15 protein-coding genes, 1 tRNA gene and 1 rRNA gene are annotated in these 16,657 nt (G+C 28.0%); 5 read left to right on the plus strand and 12 right to left on the minus strand.

What is annotated here, in order from left to right; translation table 11 throughout:
• Positions 1–78 precede the first annotated feature (78 nt).
• On the plus strand, positions 79–978 hold the full coding sequence (yabG, locus tag I4V51_RS12185) for a sporulation peptidase YabG (RefSeq protein ID WP_195988706.1): 900 nt from the start codon (positions 79–81) through the stop codon (positions 976–978).
• Between the two features lie 39 nt (positions 979–1,017).
• Here yabG and I4V51_RS12190 read toward each other — a convergent pair whose 3' ends face one another.
• Positions 1,018–2,019, minus strand: coding sequence for a CotS family spore coat protein (locus I4V51_RS12190; protein ID WP_195988707.1), 1,002 nt, complete (start codon positions 2,017–2,019; stop codon positions 1,018–1,020).
• Between the two features lie 104 nt (positions 2,020–2,123).
• On the opposite strand from I4V51_RS12190, the gene I4V51_RS12195 reads away from it, so the two are divergent.
• A complete protein-coding gene (locus tag I4V51_RS12195) occupies positions 2,124–3,242 on the plus strand; it encodes a glycosyltransferase family 1 protein (RefSeq protein ID WP_195988708.1) in 1,119 nt (372 codons plus the stop codon).
• Positions 3,243–3,314: 72 nt separating this feature from the next.
• Here the strand turns inward: I4V51_RS12195 and I4V51_RS12200 are convergent, their stop codons facing one another.
• The 3 genes from I4V51_RS12200 to I4V51_RS12210 are packed head-to-tail and all read right to left on the minus strand — an operon-like array spanning position 3,315 to position 6,112.
• Positions 3,315–4,349, minus strand: a complete 1,035-nt coding sequence (locus I4V51_RS12200) for a CotS family spore coat protein (protein ID WP_195988709.1) — start codon at positions 4,347–4,349, stop codon at positions 3,315–3,317.
• Positions 4,350–4,362: 13 nt separating this feature from the next.
• A complete protein-coding gene (locus I4V51_RS12205; RefSeq protein WP_195988710.1) occupies positions 4,363–5,103 on the minus strand; it encodes a hypothetical protein in 741 nt (246 codons plus the stop codon).
• Between the two features lie 13 nt (positions 5,104–5,116).
• The gene (locus I4V51_RS12210) at positions 5,117–6,112 is read right to left on the minus strand and encodes a CotS family spore coat protein (RefSeq protein ID WP_195988711.1); all 996 of its coding nucleotides are present in this window, start codon (positions 6,110–6,112) and stop codon (positions 5,117–5,119) included.
• Positions 6,113–6,237: 125 nt separating this feature from the next.
• Here I4V51_RS12210 and I4V51_RS12215 point away from each other — a divergent pair, with 125 nt between their 5' ends.
• Entirely contained in the window at positions 6,238–7,368 is a 1,131-nt protein-coding gene (locus I4V51_RS12215) for a glycosyltransferase family 1 protein (protein ID WP_195988712.1), read from the plus strand.
• A gap of 38 nt (positions 7,369–7,406) precedes the next feature.
• Here the strand turns inward: I4V51_RS12215 and I4V51_RS12220 are convergent, their stop codons facing one another.
• From I4V51_RS12220 to tsaD, 3 genes are all read right to left on the minus strand, one after another.
• On the minus strand, positions 7,407–8,621 hold the full coding sequence (locus I4V51_RS12220; RefSeq protein WP_195988713.1) for a trypsin-like peptidase domain-containing protein: 1,215 nt from the start codon (positions 8,619–8,621) through the stop codon (positions 7,407–7,409).
• Between the two features lie 115 nt (positions 8,622–8,736).
• On the minus strand, positions 8,737–9,747 hold the full coding sequence (locus I4V51_RS12225; protein WP_195988714.1) for an alpha/beta hydrolase: 1,011 nt from the start codon (positions 9,745–9,747) through the stop codon (positions 8,737–8,739).
• Between the two features lie 78 nt (positions 9,748–9,825).
• Positions 9,826–10,842, minus strand: coding sequence for a tRNA (adenosine(37)-N6)-threonylcarbamoyltransferase complex transferase subunit TsaD (gene tsaD, locus I4V51_RS12230; protein WP_195988715.1), 1,017 nt, complete (start codon positions 10,840–10,842; stop codon positions 9,826–9,828).
• A 289-nt stretch (positions 10,843–11,131) separates the two neighbouring features.
• Here tsaD and I4V51_RS12235 point away from each other — a divergent pair, with 289 nt between their 5' ends.
• Together I4V51_RS12235 and I4V51_RS12240 are read left to right on the plus strand one after the other, a co-directional pair.
• Positions 11,132–11,773 carry a RusA family crossover junction endodeoxyribonuclease gene (locus I4V51_RS12235; RefSeq protein ID WP_195988716.1) on the plus strand — a complete coding sequence of 214 codons (642 nt, stop codon included), beginning with the start codon at positions 11,132–11,134 and terminating at the stop codon, positions 11,771–11,773.
• 14 nt (positions 11,774–11,787) lie between these two features.
• Entirely contained in the window at positions 11,788–12,357 is a 570-nt protein-coding gene (locus I4V51_RS12240) for a GDSL-type esterase/lipase family protein (RefSeq protein WP_195988717.1), read from the plus strand.
• A gap of 219 nt (positions 12,358–12,576) precedes the next feature.
• On the opposite strand, the gene I4V51_RS12245 is transcribed toward I4V51_RS12240, so the two are convergent.
• From I4V51_RS12245 to I4V51_RS12265, 5 genes are all read right to left on the minus strand, one after another.
• The gene (locus tag I4V51_RS12245) at positions 12,577–13,509 is read right to left on the minus strand and encodes an NAD(P)/FAD-dependent oxidoreductase (RefSeq protein ID WP_195988718.1); all 933 of its coding nucleotides are present in this window, start codon (positions 13,507–13,509) and stop codon (positions 12,577–12,579) included.
• Positions 13,502–14,860, minus strand: coding sequence for a TldD/PmbA family protein (locus I4V51_RS12250; RefSeq protein WP_195988719.1), 1,359 nt, complete (start codon positions 14,858–14,860; stop codon positions 13,502–13,504). The genes I4V51_RS12245 and I4V51_RS12250 overlap by 8 nt, the downstream gene beginning before the upstream one ends.
• 10 nt (positions 14,861–14,870) lie before the next feature.
• Positions 14,871–16,250, minus strand: coding sequence for a TldD/PmbA family protein (locus I4V51_RS12255; protein WP_195988720.1), 1,380 nt, complete (start codon positions 16,248–16,250; stop codon positions 14,871–14,873).
• Positions 16,251–16,453: 203 nt separating this feature from the next.
• Positions 16,454–16,528: transfer RNA gene (locus tag I4V51_RS12260), tRNA-Asn, on the minus strand.
• A gap of 53 nt (positions 16,529–16,581) precedes the next feature.
• Positions 16,582–16,657 (minus strand): 23S ribosomal RNA (locus I4V51_RS12265); the annotation flags it as partial.

A 16,657-nucleotide genomic window follows, 5' to 3' on the forward strand; every position in this document is an offset into this window, starting at 1 on the left:
TTATAATATCTATATTGGGGCAAAGCTTAATAAATAAACATACTATAAACTGTAATAATGTAATTATTAGGAGAAAAAATGGTAATAGGTGATATTGTAGTTAGAAAATCATACGATAAAGATATAACATTTAAAATAATAGATATAAAAGAAGTAGACGGTAAACCCGTATTTATTCTTAAGGGAATTAGCATTAGAATAATAGCTGATTCTCCTGAAACTGATTTAGAGCCAGTTGATGTTGACTTTGTTGGTGAAAAAGAAAAAATATTAAATAGTCGTGTTAATGATGCTATAAAAAAAGCTGTTAATACTCGTTCTGAAAGTGCCTCTAAAAATAGCTGTAAAAATGGACCTATTTTATTATCTCGTGGAAGTAAAAGTCAAAAAAACAATCCAAATAAAGACTTAATGTTTGGCCGTCCTGGAAAAATACTTCATATTGATGGTGATAGAGACTATTTAGAAACATGTTTGAAAGTATATAAGCAACTCTCATTAGATGCTGTTGGACGTGCTATATCTGAAAGAGAGCAAGCTGATCATGTTGTAGATTTAGTTAAAGAAATTAAACCAGATATAGTAGTATTAACAGGTCATGATAGCGTCTTAAAAGAAAGTAATGATTACTTAGACTTAAATAACTACAGAAACTCAAAATACTATATAGATGCTGTTAAGGCTCTTAGAAATTATAATTCAAGCTATGATGAGTTAGTTATTTTTGCTGGTGCTTGTCAATCCTGCTATGAATGCTTGTTAGATGCAGGAGCTAACTTTGCTAGTTCTCCAAGCCGCGTTTTAATACATTGCCTTGACCCTGTATTTGTATGTGAAAAAATTGCTTATACAACTATCGATTCAGTTGTATCAATAACTAATATTGTTGAAAATACTATAACAGGAATAAAAGGTATTGGTGGTTTACAAACCCGTGGCAAATACAGAGAAGGCTATCCTAAATCTCCATTTATATAAATTAATATAATTTAAAAGTCGGCTTAAAAAAGCCGACTTTTAAATTGTATTATATTCATTTTTAAACTCATCTAAAAACTTAAGATATTCATCCTTTTCATTTATTATACTCTCTAATTTACTATCGAAAGTATTTTGTCCCCAGTTAACTTCATTATAGTAATATCTATTAGCTAATCTCCAATATCTCTGTGGGAACTGTAAATAAGCATATAATACATTATATTCACATTCTTCTAACCTAGAAACTTGGTTATAAGCATCTATTATAGCTTTAGCAAATTTTATATCCCATTTATTTCGCTTCAATACCTTTATCATAAAATTTGAGATATCAAATGTTCTTATTTCCCTCTTACAATAATCAAAATCTATTACACTAACAGAATTATCATTGCCTAGTATAATATTATGATAAGTATAATCGTGATGACAGAAGCCCTTTTCAATTTCAGCTTTTTCACATAACTGATCATATTCTGATGTTATTAAGGTGTTTAAAGCCTTTTTTCCCATCTCCTTATAGAACTCCATTGATTTTAAATATAATAAATCAAAATCACTTTTTCTATTCTTTTTTCTTATCATATCTCTCATTTTATCAAGAGATTTTATTCTTTTCTCCATGAGACTTGGCCATCTTCCTAAATCACTCTTTAATTTAGAGTTCTCTGGTGGATCATACCCCTTAGATGCTTCATGTAATTTAGCTAATGTTGCTGCAGCTATTTTTACTTCATCTATGTTATGAAAATCACACTCTCTACCTTCTAACCATTCAGATAAAGTATATAGATCTTCATTTACTAACGCATATGGCTCACCATCTATGTTTAAAAAATATCTGTCTACAGTATTAAAACCATTATTTATCAAATGTTCCTTAGCACCATAAACAAACAAAAGTTTTTGTGGACCATAATTTATCTTCTTAAGACATCTCTCACCTTTATTAGTTTTTAAATAATAGATACCCTTATTAGCTTTTATTATATCTATTTTTATTTGAAACTGTCTTTCTATTTCAAATTCTCTCATCATATTCCTCACCCCCTCTATATTTATATGTGTATACCATCTCTTTTATTAACATTTTTTATTTATTATAATATAATAAATTATAACTATTTTGAAAGGATTAAATCATGAAGATTGGTATTGATGGAAGAGCCGCAAAATGGTATAGGGGAACTGGTATAGGAACCTACACTTATCAATTAATTACTAACTTAAGTAAATATGATAATTTAAATCAGTATCTTACTTTCATTCCTGAAGATTCTGATTTAAAGCTTGAAGATAACTTTTCTATAAAACACACAGTAGACTCATCTAACAATAACTTTTGGGATAATATAAAAGTTCCTAATTTATTAGATAACTTTAATATGGAGCTATATCACGTTCCTCAAAATGGTGTAGGCCTTTCAGACAACATTAATTGTCGTAAGACCATTACCTTACATGATATAATTCCACTACGAATGCCCGAAACTGTAAGTAATAGATATTTGAAAATATTTAATGAGGAAATACCACAAATACTAAATAATTGCGATGGAATAATTACTGTTTCTGAGTTTTCTAAATTAGATATAGCTAATGAATTTAACTTTCCTCTTGAAAAAATATTTGTTACTCCTTTAGCAGCTGAAGATATTTATAAACCAATAAATCGATCTTATTGTAAAAATATAATTAAAGATAAATATCGCATCAATGATAATTTTATATTATATGTTGGTGGATATAGTCCTAGAAAAAATATTATTGGTATTATGGAGGCATTTTCTCTATTAAGAAACAACATTAAAAAAGATTTAAAAATTGTAATTACTGGTAAGAAAGGCCTTTCATATGAGAGATATAGAAATCGTGCTATAGAATTAGGTATTACTGACTCTGTCATTTTTACTGATTTTATTCCACTAGAAGATTTACCATTATTTTATAATGCTTGTGAGTTTTTAATCTATCCATCATTTTACGAAGGTTTTGGTCTTCCACCTCTAGAAGCAATGGCTTGTGGCACACCTGTAATTGCATCTAATGTTACATCAGTTCCTGAAGTATGCCGGAACTCAGCAATTTTAGTTAATCCTCATGATGTTGATGAATTATCATATTCAATGGAAAGAGTATTAACAGATAGCTTTTTAAAACTAACAATGATTGAACGTGGTTTAAGTACTAGTAATAAATATTCTTGGAAAAATACTGCTTTAAATACTATAGAAGCTTATAAAAATATAATTGATTTTTAAAAATTTACTGTTTTTAAAATCATTTTTATTTAAATTTAATAAGGGTTATGCATATGCATAACCCTTATTGTTTTATTCTAAATTTTTATTTATATTTCTTAATAAATCACTTCTAAAAGTATCAATTTCAACTTTATCTTTTAACCTACTTAAAAATACTTCATAATCCCAAGATTTCTGCTTCAAATAGTAATCCTTAGAAATATTAATAAAATCTCTTGGATAGTTTAACATTGCATAGATTACTTCCTTCTCTTTATCTAAAACTTCAGATATACTACTATAATCCTTTATTATTTTACTAACTACTTCTTTATCATAAAGATAGTTCTTAATTACTTTTATCATAAAATTATATATATCCATAGCTCTAATGTCTATTTTACAATAATCAAAATCTATCATATTAACTTCATCTTCATCAATTATGAAATTATGATGCGCTAAATCTAAATGACATATAATCATATTTTTCTCATCTGTATAAAGATTATTATAATCACTATTAGTTAATAGATTTATACTTTTATTTAAATCATTTTTTGCTTTTGCTACATTATCTAAAAATAATATATCAAATTCATTTTTATAACTAAACCTACCTATGACTCTCTCTGCTTCTGTAATAAAGCATAAATCATTCAAAAATTCATATATTAAATTTTTAGATTTATTTAATCTTATATCCTCATTTGTAAATTTATTAATTATATCCTTTGATGCATTATGAAAATTTGCTAAAGCTTTAGTACACCATTCTACTTCAACTGGATTTGTAAATGTTGCTTCTCTCCCCTCTATCATATCTAATAATACATATGACTTCCCTTTCCACTCTGTAATTATATCTCCATTAGAGTTTGTACAATATTGAAGTATATATTTATCATTTTCCTTAATTATATTTAAAGCTTTATTTATAAAATTTATCCTATCTTGTGATGAACTAATTATTTTTAATATTTTCTTTCCCTTATCTGTAAATAAAATAAATACTTTTCTTAATGGAATAATGTCATAAACCTTTACGCCTAGTTTATAAAAAAACTCCTCGCTTAAATCATAGCTACACAATATTCTTTTATCTATATATCTAAACTTATTCATTTTGTTCCTCCATTCATAAAAGTTCAATACCATCTATCTTTTGAGCAATACCAATCTCCTTTATCCATTCTTCATCACTAAATCTTTCTCTATCTTCCTTTAACTTCAACAGTTCTTTAATTGACTCAAGAGGATAATTAGCTAATATAGTCATGTAATTTATACTAGAATTGTTTAAGTTTGATTTATATGCAAAATCATTTATTAAACTAATAATGTCTCCATTATATCCCCTTTTCTTTAACCTTTTTATATAATTATAACAATCATGCTCAATCATATTATAAGAAATATATCTTGTAGTTCTTATGCTGATGGCTAAACCATCTTTCTTTAGATTTCCCTCATCTACTCGTCCTAAGCATATATCATAATTATTCATACTCCTTATTATTATTTTTAAGTACTCTTCTTCATCTAACTTATTTAAAGATTTATTAGCTCTATTTAAAATTTTATTTCCTTCTTCAATAATAAAGAAATCAAAATCACTTTTATTATATTTCTCTTGAAATGATTTCATCATTTTTAATATTTTTTTTCTTTGAACCATAAATGACTCTATTTCCTTACCTATTGAACTTTCAATTCTTGGAATTATATTTATTTTCTTTCCTTTTAAAATTTTTTGCACTTCAATTATCAGAGATATTTGCCTGTCTGTATCCCAAACATATTTTTTCTTCATCCCCTTAGGAAAATTTTCTTCCCCAACAATTATTCCATTACTATTTAAAAATTCTATTATATCCAAATAACATCGCTCCTTAATTGAAATACTCTTCTAGAAATTCTTCTCTATATTCAATATCTTCTAAATATTTTTTTATCTTTTCTACAAAAAATTCCTCACCCCAGGGTTGTTGTTCCCAATAATATTGAATTCCAACTTGCCAAAATACTTGCGGAAATCTAATAAATTCCCTTATTAATTTTAATTCCTCATCATAAACATTATTACTTTTGCAATAATTATTTAAAATTAAATTAGCTTTTTCCTTGCTCCACTTCCCATCTTTCATTGCCCTAATCAATAATGAAGATAAGTCATGTAAATGAGTATCTAAAATACAGTAGTCAAAATCTATTACATTAAATTCTCCATTCTCATCAACTAAAATATTATGATGTGCAAAATCATGATGACAAAATCCCATTTTCATTACTTCTTTATCCATCATTTCAATGTAATTACTTTGTTGCAATGACTTAACCACCATTTTCCCTCTTTCTATTTCACTTTCTAAATTATCTAAATATATATAATCAAATTTAGATTTATATGCTTTCTGATATATTCTATTTTTAAAATCTAACATTTCATTACATCGTGTCTCAAAAACTTTTATCCATGAATACCAACCTATTCTTGGATTCATATTTCTATTTAAGGCAAATCCAGTACTGCATGTATGAAGTTCACCTAATTTTTTAGCTATTGCCCCTAATTCTATTGGATTATTATAATTACTAACTCTAGATGGGATCCATTCTGTTAGATAAGCATACTGATTTCCAATCTGTATATAGTCACCATTATTTTTATTTTTTAATATAATGGGAATTTTACTAAATTTTCTTTTTTGCAAATGCTTAATTGCAGATAAAATAAAATAGAAATGCCCAAAATCATATTTAATTATTTTTATTGCATAGGTTGAATTATCGCTTTCTAATTTATAGCTATTTTTAACTTTTTCAAGTGATTTTATATTTATTGAATAATTAGATTCTATAGATTTTTTTAGATTTTCTGTATCCATAGCAAACTCCTAAAGTTTTATTCTATTTATTATATGAAATTACATATTTCATTGTGTTTACTATCACATAAATTACTTATTTATAATATTTATAATATTATAGGTTTTTTAGGAGGCGTTATGCTTTGAAAGTTTCAATAGATGCTAGGGGAATTAATTTATACAAGGGATCTGGTATAGGTACCTATACTGAGAATCTTCTTATAGAACTTCTTAATATAGATAATAAAAATAATTATTCTATTTTTTGGGCTGGAGATAATTATGAAAATTATAAAAAATATAATTCCAAAATAATTTTTACGTCAAAAAAACATGGTGCGTTTTATGAAAATTATTATTATCCAAATTACATTAAAGAAAATAACATAGATTTACATCACATACCTCAAAACGGTATTGGGTTAAATGAACTATATACATCTTCAGCAATAGTAACTATTCATGATCTAATTCCTTATATTTTACCCGAGACTGTTGGTAGAGGATATCTTGAAAGATTTTTAAGGGATATGCCTTTTATAGTAAATAATTCTAAGGCAATATTAACAGTTTCTGAATACTCTAAAAATGACATAATAAAATTTTTTCCTTCAGTAAATCCAGATAAAATATTCGTTACTCCTCTAGCTGCTAATAAAAGTTACAAACCATTAAATAAATTTAAGTGTATTGATTACCTTAAAAATAAATATAGTATTGATTGTCCCTTTATATTATATATAGGTGGATTTAGTACAAGAAAAAATGTAAAAGAACTTATAATTGCTTTTAGTAAAATTCAAAAATCATTAAAAAAGAATTATAAATTAGTTTTATGTGGCTCTATACGAGATGAGGGAGTTAAACTTCAAGAACTATGCAAAGAACTTTTAATAGATGATAAAATTATATTTACAGGTTTTATACCTGATGATGATTTACCTATATTTTATAACGCTGCTGAACTTTTTGTTTATCCATCATTATATGAGGGCTTTGGTCTACCCCCTCTTGAAGCTATGAGTTGTTCTACTCCTGTAATTACATCTAACTTGACCTCAATTCCAGAAGTAACTAACAATTGTGCTATTTTAATAAACCCTTTATATACCGATGAACTTTCTTCATCAATTATTGATTTATTAAATTCAGATTCACTATTACAAGAGTATAGCCAAAAAGGATATAATAATAGCTTAAAATTCACTTGGAAAAACACAGCAATTTACACCTTAAAAGCCTATGAAAGTATCTTTAAAAATAAAGAAAATTAAAAAATAGAGACTATGAATTTCGTCATAGTCTCTATTTTTTAATTTGTTGTATTTGAAGTTAACGTTATAGTAGTATTTTGAGTTTTTCCATCTCTAATAAACTCAATATTAATACTATCTCCCTCTTCCTTAGAATTTTTAACAGCTTGTAATTCATCAAAAGTTTTAATTCTATTTCCATCAGCCTTAACTATTAAATCTCCAGCCTTTAGCCCTGCTTTTTCTGCTGGTGAAAATTCATTAACCTCAACGATGTAAAGTCCTTCTTCCATATTTAATTGATTAGCCATGCTCTCATCTATAGCTCTTATTGATACTCCTAAGTTTAATATAGGTTTAGATAATGATTCAATTTTATCTTTTACATCATTAATAGGAATTGCAAATCCAATACCTTCCGCACCGTCACTTGCCTTTAATGTGTTAATACCAATAACTTCTCCTTTTGTATTAATTAATGGACCACCACTATTACCTGAATTAATAGCTGTATCTGTTTGTATTAAATTAGTACTAACTCCTGTCTTTGTCTCAACACTTCTATTTAATGCACTTATTATACCCTTAGTTAATGTAGATGATAATTCCTTAGATAACGGATTTCCAATGGCTAATACTTCTTCACCTGGTTGTAATGCATCAGAATCACCTAACTCAACAACTCCAGGAACTTCTATATCATCATTAATTTTTATCATAGCTACGTCTTGATCTGCATCATAGTTTACTACAGATGCCTTTACTTCTCTATTATCACTTAATGTTACAGTTACTTCCTTCGCTCCATCTATAACATGATAATTTGTTAAAATATATCCATCATTATTTATTATAAATCCTGATCCCATACCTTCCGTTTCTTGTTGGAACCATCCATTTACACTTTGTAGTGATTTAGTTGATACCATAACTACTGCTGGAGCAACTTTCTTATATATATCTGCGGCTGATAATGCCTTATTATCACTTGCAAATGAAACTGGATCTGCAGTTACAGAGTTACCTGAACTATTATTATTTCTATTTCCGTCTGTTATAAAGTAAGTAACTCCTGAACCAATTACTCCACCACATAAAGAACATATAAGTGCAAGTGCTATATACTTAGCAATTCCATTTCCTTTTCCATTCCTATTTTTTTTCTTCTTTTTCTTATCCTTATTTGGCTCTTCATTAAAAGTATGTTTTACTTCCCCCTCTTCACTTACTTCTGTTTCGCTATATGCTGCATCATAAATATTCTCATTATCCATATATACTAACTCCTTTTTCGTTTTTATTTATTTCATACTTATAATATAACCACTCAATGTGTCAAATATATGACAATAAAAAAAACAGGCATCACTTTTTGACACCTGTTCATTATTATTTTTTTTTCTCATCTATATCTTGTAACTTTTTAATAGTTTGTCTTATAGCATTTAAAACATTTTCCTTATCATTTAAAGCTAAAAAATCTTTATCAGATTTACTTACATATACAGTTGTTAAGTCATCACTACCTAATCCTTTTAAAGGATCGTCTTGATTTTTAGTAACTAAATAATACGGAATATCACTAAACACGCCTTCAATCTGACTATTACTTTGTCCCTTAAGAACATTATTCAACTCATGGTATACTGCCGTTGTATAGTTTGATTTAGTTCTTAAAGTTAAAAATTCATCCAAATTATTTTCTAAAAGCCCTGATTCATAGTCCCTTAAATTTATATCTAAACCAAACTTGTCCAGTAACATTGTAAGTCCACACTTTGATCCAATTCTTTCGATCCCTCTTCTAATCTTAGTTATAAAGTAACTATTTTGATATTCTTTTGTCTGAACTTCTTTTTCATTAATAGGATCAATCATTATAGCAGCTGCAACGGACTCCTTAAATTGTTCTGCAAAACTTGTTAGCACAAGAGATCCATATCCTTCTCCAACAATTATATAAGGCCCTGACAGTCCTGCTTTTCTTAATAATATTTTCAAATCTCTAGCTTGTTCCTTAGGTGTTCTTCCTGAAGATATATCACTATATCCGTATCCCTGTCTATTGTAAACGAAAGTTTTTACATTATCATTTTTCTTTAGTTCTTCTACAATAGGAGTCCACTCCTCTAAAGTAGCTCCCATATCACCATCAAAGATAATAGTGTAGCTACCTTCCCCTTCAATTCTATAATCTAACCTTAGATCATCTACTGTAGTGTAATTTACCCTTTTTTTTAATCTTTCCCCATCAACAAAGTCAACTACATTTTGAGTAACAACTCCAATAACTATTATAAAAACAATTATCCCAAATATTATTTTAATTTTATCTTTCGGACTCCTTTGCTTCTTCATACTTACTGTGCGTACTCCATTTGAATACGGTAAAAACTTCATTTTATTTCTCTCCCCATACTTTCTTATATACAATAAATATTTTTATACTTAAGATTTTGAAATTATATCTATTTAGTTTTAATTATTTAGCTTTAAATTAGGCTTTGCATTTAAGTTTAAATCACTAATTTCTTCATTAATAAAATTGAAATAAGCTGCACTTCCAATCATAGCTGCATTATCAGTACATAAAATCGGAGCTGGGAATAATACTTCTATACCTCTTTTAGAAGCTTCTTTAATAAGTGTTTCTCTTAAGCTTGAGTTAGAAGCTACTCCACCAGCTATTGCAATTGTCTTAACGTTTTTCTTTTTACAAGTTAATAAAACATTTTCTTTTAACACATCTATAACTGCATATTGGAATGAAGCCGCAACATCAGCATTATTCACTTCAACATTTTGCATTTTACATTTATTTAAATAATTAAGCACTGCTGACTTTACACCACTAAATGAAAAATCTAAAGTCTCCTCATGAAAATTAGCTTTTGGGAATACTATAGCTTTAGGATTTCCCTCCTTTGCTAATTTATCTATTTTAGGCCCACCTGGATATCCAAGTCCTAATGCTCTTGCAACCTTATCATAAGCTTCTCCAGCCGCATCATCCCTAGTTTGACCAATTACTTCATACTCACCATAATTTTTAACATGTACTATAAAAGTATGTCCTCCTGATACTACTAATGATACAAATGGTGGTTTTAATTCTTTATGTTGTATATAATTTGCACAAATATGTCCTTCAATATGATTTACTCCTATTAAAGGCTTCTTAGTTGCAAATGCCAATCCCTTTGCAAACTGTAATCCAACTAGTAAAGCTCCTACTAATCCTGGACCGTATGTAACACCTATAGCATCAATTTTATCTAAAGTAACATTTGCCTCTTCAAGAGCTTCTTCTACCACTCCATTAATGGCTTCAATATGCATTCTTGAAGCTACTTCAGGAACTACTCCTCCATACTTTTTATGTGTATCTATTTGAGAAGCAATTACATTAGATAATACCTCTCTTCCATTAACAACAACTGCTGCTGAAGTCTCATCACAACTTGATTCTATTGCTAAAATATACTTATCTTCCATTTATTTTACCTCTTCTTTTTACTATATAACACCAAACTGTATTATAACGTAATCATAAAACATAATCAAATTATTACTTGTTAATATAAATTTGCTAATGTATAGTTTAACTATACTAAAATTCTTATTTAGATTATATACTTTTAAAAGTTATTATTCACTATTTTTTATTTCATTTTATGGATTTTTAAGGATTTCTTAATAATTATGTACTAATTTAATCCTTACCATAATAATTATTAACATTATTGTTAAATATTATATTGTTTTATTTTTAGGGAGAAAATATATGAAACCTTATGCAAAAGTAATAGTTTTAGGATCACCTATAACTAAGTCAAATTTTAAATTACATAATAAAGATGGAAGAGCCATATTACCTTACAATACAGGAAAATCACATGATAAGTATGCATTATACGAAGAAGAAATAGCCTATCATGCTAGAAGCCAAAACCCTGATATAGTATTTCATGAATCTCTTATTGCTGTATTAAAGGTTTATTATAAAAGTGAAAAAAGACATCCAGATACAGCTAATATAACTAAAAGCATATTTGATGGTATTGAAAAAAGCGGTCTAATTGTAAATGATGCACAAATTCGAAGAATAATAGTAGAAGAGTTTTATGATAAAGAAAACCCAAGATTCGAACTAGAGCTATTTGGTGAAAGTGAATTTTCAGTTTCATATTCTATTAATGAAAGAAAAATTAAAAATGAAAAAAGACTTTATTCATCATTACATAAATCTGTAAACTCTCCTATTAAATCATCAAAAACAAAAGTTTCAAAAGAAAAATCTGATAATACAGTATCTTCAATAAATAAATGCTCCATTTGTAATAATATATTAAAAGATAATAACTATATAAAAGCGGATAAAGGCAAAACTCTTATTTGTAAAACTTGCTTTAATAAATTATTTTAAGGAGATTTTAAATTATGAGTAATAAATATGTATTCTTAGGCGATAGCTTAATATACGGCTATGGCGTTAAACCCAAAGATAATTGGGTTTATAAACTTAAAACAACTTACAACTTAAATATATGTAATAAAGGTGTTAATGGTAGTACATCAACTGATATGCTAGTTAGGTTTCAGAGAGATGTTCTTGATTCATTTCCGAACACTTTATTTTTAATGGCAGGAACAAATGATTTACTTTCTAATAGAAATGTATCTTCTATTATTGCTAATATTGATTTAATGATTAAAGATGCATTATCAAATAATATTAAAGTATTAATAGGTATTCCACCTAACATTATTCCTGAAATGGCTAACACCCTTTTTATGAGATGTGATGCTTATGATTATTGTAAAGAAAATTTACCTTTATTAAGAAAAGAAATTTTAAATCTTTGCACTAAATACTCATTAAAATACATAGACTTTTATTCAATAACAGAAAATACTAAAGAAATCTCAAATCTATATCTTGATGGAATTCATTTTAAACCATTAGGACAAGACCTATTACTTAAAGCAGCTAAACAACTTTTTAAGTAAACTGATTAGTAAAGATTTAGTCCACAATTTAATCAGAATCTCTTTAAAGTTAACGACTTGTCATAAAAATTTGTAGCAAGACTCATTAACTATAATAAAAACAGTGAAGAGGAAAAATGAAATATTAATTGGGAAAGAAGCATTGAAATTAACCTGTAGAATTTCAATGCTTCCCAATAAATCACTATTCAATTTTTCGTTCTCACTGTAGTTTTCAGTTTATTTCAAGTACTCTGCTACTTGTTTTCCAACTTTAAATCCATTTTCTCCACTATTAAAAAGTAAATCTATTCCACCTTCCATAGTACCTGTTATAAATACTCCTTCCACAGAAGTATGATTATTTTCGCTACGAACTATCTCTCCATCCATTATCATGCTCATTTTTTTTATAAAATCATTATCTGGTAAGTATCCTACCGATAATATTAATGAATCGCATTCAATAGAAGTTATTTCTTCAGTTTCAATATTATTTATTTTAGCTAAATTTACTCTTTCTTCACCTTCAATTTCAATTACTTCACTTGTATAAATTATAGGAATATTAAATCCATTAATAATATCTAATTCATCTCTATTAAAACTCTTTCTTTCAGTAACTATTCCTTTTATATTAGCACCTTCAATTACTAACCTTCTTGCTAAAATAAGAGTCCAAATATTATCTCCTATAATTATAATTTCTTTTCCTGGTAGGTATCCGCTATAATTAACTAATCTATGTGCTGAACCTGTAGTAAATATTCCCGTAAATTTATTAATAGGTATCATAATATTACCTGTATATTTTTCTCTACATCCTGCCGCTAAAACTATAGCTCTAGCAGATATTTCTTGTATTCCTTCTAATGGGTTAACATATGTTATAACTTTATCCCTATTTATTTCTAGAACTCTAGTATTTATTTTATATTCTCCACCTAGCTCTTTATAATCTTTTATCAAGATACTACCAAGCTCTGGACCAGTAACAACATTATTTAAATAATATTCTCCAAATCCATTATCTATAAATAAATTTAAATTCCCACCTAACAAATCTTCTTTTTCTAAAATTAAAACATTTTTAACTCCAGATTTAATAGCTGAAACTCCAGCTGAAAGCCCTGAAGCTCCTGACCCAACTATAACTAAGTCATATTTATTCATTATCTGACCCCTCTCCAGCAATGGAAAGTTCTTTTACTAAAATACTTGGGCTACCAACACTACTCATAGGGAACTTCAAGTCATTTCCTATTTCTTCAACATCCTTTAATAAAGTAAAGAAGTTTCCAGCTACTGTTATTTGTTCTATAGGTTTAGTTTTACTTCCATTTTCTATATAAAACCCCTTTGCTGCTAGAGAAAAATCTCCCGTTATTGAGTTTGCCCCTGAATGTAAACCTGCAAAATCAGTAATTATCAATCCCTTATTTATTTTTTTGATAATTTCTTCTAATGAATTTGTTCCAGGTTCTATATAAAAGTTTGTTGGCGATACTGAAATAGGTGAAGCATATGAAGATTTAAATCCATTTCCTGTAGATTTAACTCCAGCTTTATTAGCAGTCTTTAAATTATGAAGTAAGCTTTCTAACCTTCCATCTTTTATTAAATATGTTTTAGTTGTAGCTACTCCTTCATCATCAAATCCAACTGATGCTAATCCATTCTCTAAATGTGGATTATCTACTAAATTAACTATATTTGATGCAATAACTTCTCCTTCTTTTCCTTTTAAAAGACTTAATCCCTTTTGAACTGCATCCCCACTAAATACACCTGAAAATGTAGAAATAAGAGATACCATTGCATCATTATTTATTATTACTTTATAATTACCTGATGGTATTGATTTTCCTCCTATTTTACTTAAAGCTTCATCTACTCCCATTTTAGCAATTTCATATGGATTAACCTCATCTAGTGATTTTGCAACAACATATCCAAAGCCATCATACATATTATTCCCATCTTTAACAATTGGAACAACATATGATGTTAATATATTTGATTTATTGTGTAAATTTAATCCTTTAGAATTTATTATTCCATATTTTCCAGAACTATAAGATACTGCACATCCACTAAAGCTTTCTACTTTATCGCAATATTTCTTCGCCTCTGCTTCCATATCTAAAGCAATCTTTATTAATTTTTCAGCTGAAATGTTCTCTAAAGCTTTATAATAGGTATTAATCTCCTTATACTCTTCATCTCCATCATAAATAAATTGAACATCATTATTTTCAATTGCTAAAACATTTTCCTTAGCTTTTTTTACAAGCATCTCTATAGCATCTTCATCTAATATTTCCGTATAAGAATATCCTATCTTATCTCCTAGCTTACCTCTAAAAGATAAACCTGCCGAATTATTAACATTATATTTTTCTACTTCACTTCTATATACACTTATACTTAAGCTTTCTCTATCAACATAATAAACTTCATATTCTGAAAATCCAGCTTCCTTTGCCTTCTTGAATAAACTCTTTACGAATAAATCTAATTCCATATTACCCCTCCTATCTTCCACCTACAGTTATTTCTTTTACTCTAATCATTGGTTGCCCTACATTAGTGGCAATACTTCCTGATGATGATCCACACATTCCTTGACCTTGTGTCATATTATTTCCAACCATATCTATATCCATTAATATTTCGCTACCTTTTCCTATTAAACTAGCTCCTCTAACAGGTTCTTGAATAACTCCATCTTTTACTAAATATCCTTCTGAAACAGCAAAATTAAATTCACCAGTAACTGGGTTAACAGAACCTCCTCCCATTTTTTTAGCATATAATCCATTACTAATAGATTTAATTATATCTTCTGGATTATCATTTCCATTAGCTATATAAGTATTAGTCATTCTAGATGTTGGTGCAAACTTATAGCTTTGTCTTCTTCCACTTCCTGTTGGTGACATTCCCATTCTACGTCCATTCAATTTATCAATCATATAAGATTTTAATATTCCATTTTCTATAAGGACATTTTTTTGTGTCTTATTTCCTTCATCATCTATATTCAATGATCCCCAAGCATTAGGAATAGTACCATCATCAATAGCTGTAACCTTAGTAGATGCTATTTGCTCTCCTAACTTTCCTGTAAATACTGAATTCCCTTTTGCAACCGCTGTTGCTTCTAACGAATGCCCGCACGCTTCATGGAATATAACACCACCAAATCCATTATCAATAGCTACTGTCATTCTACCTGCTGGACAATTCTTTGCATGTAACATTGTATATGCTTGTTTTGCAGCTTCTCTTCCGTAATATTCTGGATCTATTTCCTTAAACATTTCAAATCCCATATGTCTACCAGGTCCTTCAAATCCTGTTTGATTTTCACCATTAATAGAAGCTATAGCATTTACAGTAAGTCTTGTTCTAACTCTCTTATCTCCAGTATATAACCCTTCTGTATTAGCAATTAATATATTTTGCTCTTTATCAACATAGCCTACACCTACTTGAACTATTTCATTATGATAATTCTTTGCAGCATCATAAGCCACTTTCATAACCCCTATTTTTTTATTAATTTCAATAGATGATGGAGCAAGTATTATTGGATTAAAGTTAATAGTATCTCTTTCATTAAGAACTATCATTTTTTCTTCCTTTAACTCACCTAATGCAAGTGCTGCTTTATGTGCTACATTCAAAAGAGAAGTTAGACTATTATTATTTGTATAAGCATATACACTTTTTAATCCCTTAAATATTCTAATACCAATTCCATAAGTTCTACCTCCTACAGAATTTTCTACTTTTCCATTTAATATACTAATTGAATTATTTAAAGTATCTTCTTCAAATATTTCTGCAAAATCCCCTCCAGTTATTAAACATCTCCCCAGCACTTTTTCTGCTATTTCACGAGATAACATAAATTCTTCCTCCTTTTCATGTCTAGAATAGATTTATCCAGACTACTTTTTATTATATTTTATTATATATCATATCTTCTATTATTTACTATAATTTTATATTTGACTAATTAATAATTATAAAAAAATAAAGTCAGCCTAAGCTGACTTTATAAATTTTATTTATAAAATTAAAAAAGCTAGAAGTTAATTCTAGCTTTACTTGGCTCCGCGAAGAGGACTCGAACCTCCAGCCTATCGGTTAACAGCCGAGTGCTCCACCATTGAGCTATCGCGGATTATTATAAGAGAATTTGTTCTCTGAAAATTGCATATGAATTATTTTTTATAATTGGTCAAGCCCTCGACCTATTAGTATCAGTCAGCTACATACGTTACCGCACTTACACCTCTGACCTATCAACCTT

The sequence above is a fragment of the Clostridium sp. D53t1_180928_C8 genome (assembly GCF_015667795.1).
GTDB lineage: Bacteria > Bacillota > Clostridia > Clostridiales > Clostridiaceae > Clostridium.

Excerpts from the sequence above, each read along its gene's own strand:
- yabG (WP_195988706.1), top strand. The coding sequence starts at position 79 with ATGGTAATAGGTGATATTGTAGTTAGAAAATCATACGATAAAGATATA.
- I4V51_RS12190 (WP_195988707.1), bottom strand. The coding sequence starts at position 2,019 with ATGATGAGAGAATTTGAAATAGAAAGACAGTTTCAAATAAAAATAGAT.
- I4V51_RS12195 (WP_195988708.1), top strand. The coding sequence starts at position 2,124 with ATGAAGATTGGTATTGATGGAAGAGCCGCAAAATGGTATAGGGGAACT.
- I4V51_RS12200 (WP_195988709.1), bottom strand. The coding sequence starts at position 4,349 with ATGAATAAGTTTAGATATATAGATAAAAGAATATTGTGTAGCTATGAT.
- I4V51_RS12210 (WP_195988711.1), bottom strand. The coding sequence starts at position 6,112 with ATGGATACAGAAAATCTAAAAAAATCTATAGAATCTAATTATTCAATA.
- I4V51_RS12220 (WP_195988713.1), bottom strand. The coding sequence starts at position 8,621 with ATGGATAATGAGAATATTTATGATGCAGCATATAGCGAAACAGAAGTA.
- I4V51_RS12225 (WP_195988714.1), bottom strand. The coding sequence starts at position 9,747 with ATGAAGTTTTTACCGTATTCAAATGGAGTACGCACAGTAAGTATGAAG.
- tsaD (WP_195988715.1), bottom strand. The coding sequence starts at position 10,842 with ATGGAAGATAAGTATATTTTAGCAATAGAATCAAGTTGTGATGAGACT.
- I4V51_RS12235 (WP_195988716.1), top strand. The coding sequence starts at position 11,132 with ATGAAACCTTATGCAAAAGTAATAGTTTTAGGATCACCTATAACTAAG.
- I4V51_RS12240 (WP_195988717.1), top strand. The coding sequence starts at position 11,788 with ATGAGTAATAAATATGTATTCTTAGGCGATAGCTTAATATACGGCTAT.
- I4V51_RS12245 (WP_195988718.1), bottom strand. The coding sequence starts at position 13,509 with ATGAATAAATATGACTTAGTTATAGTTGGGTCAGGAGCTTCAGGGCTT.
- I4V51_RS12250 (WP_195988719.1), bottom strand. The coding sequence starts at position 14,860 with ATGGAATTAGATTTATTCGTAAAGAGTTTATTCAAGAAGGCAAAGGAA.
- I4V51_RS12255 (WP_195988720.1), bottom strand. The coding sequence starts at position 16,250 with ATGTTATCTCGTGAAATAGCAGAAAAAGTGCTGGGGAGATGTTTAATA.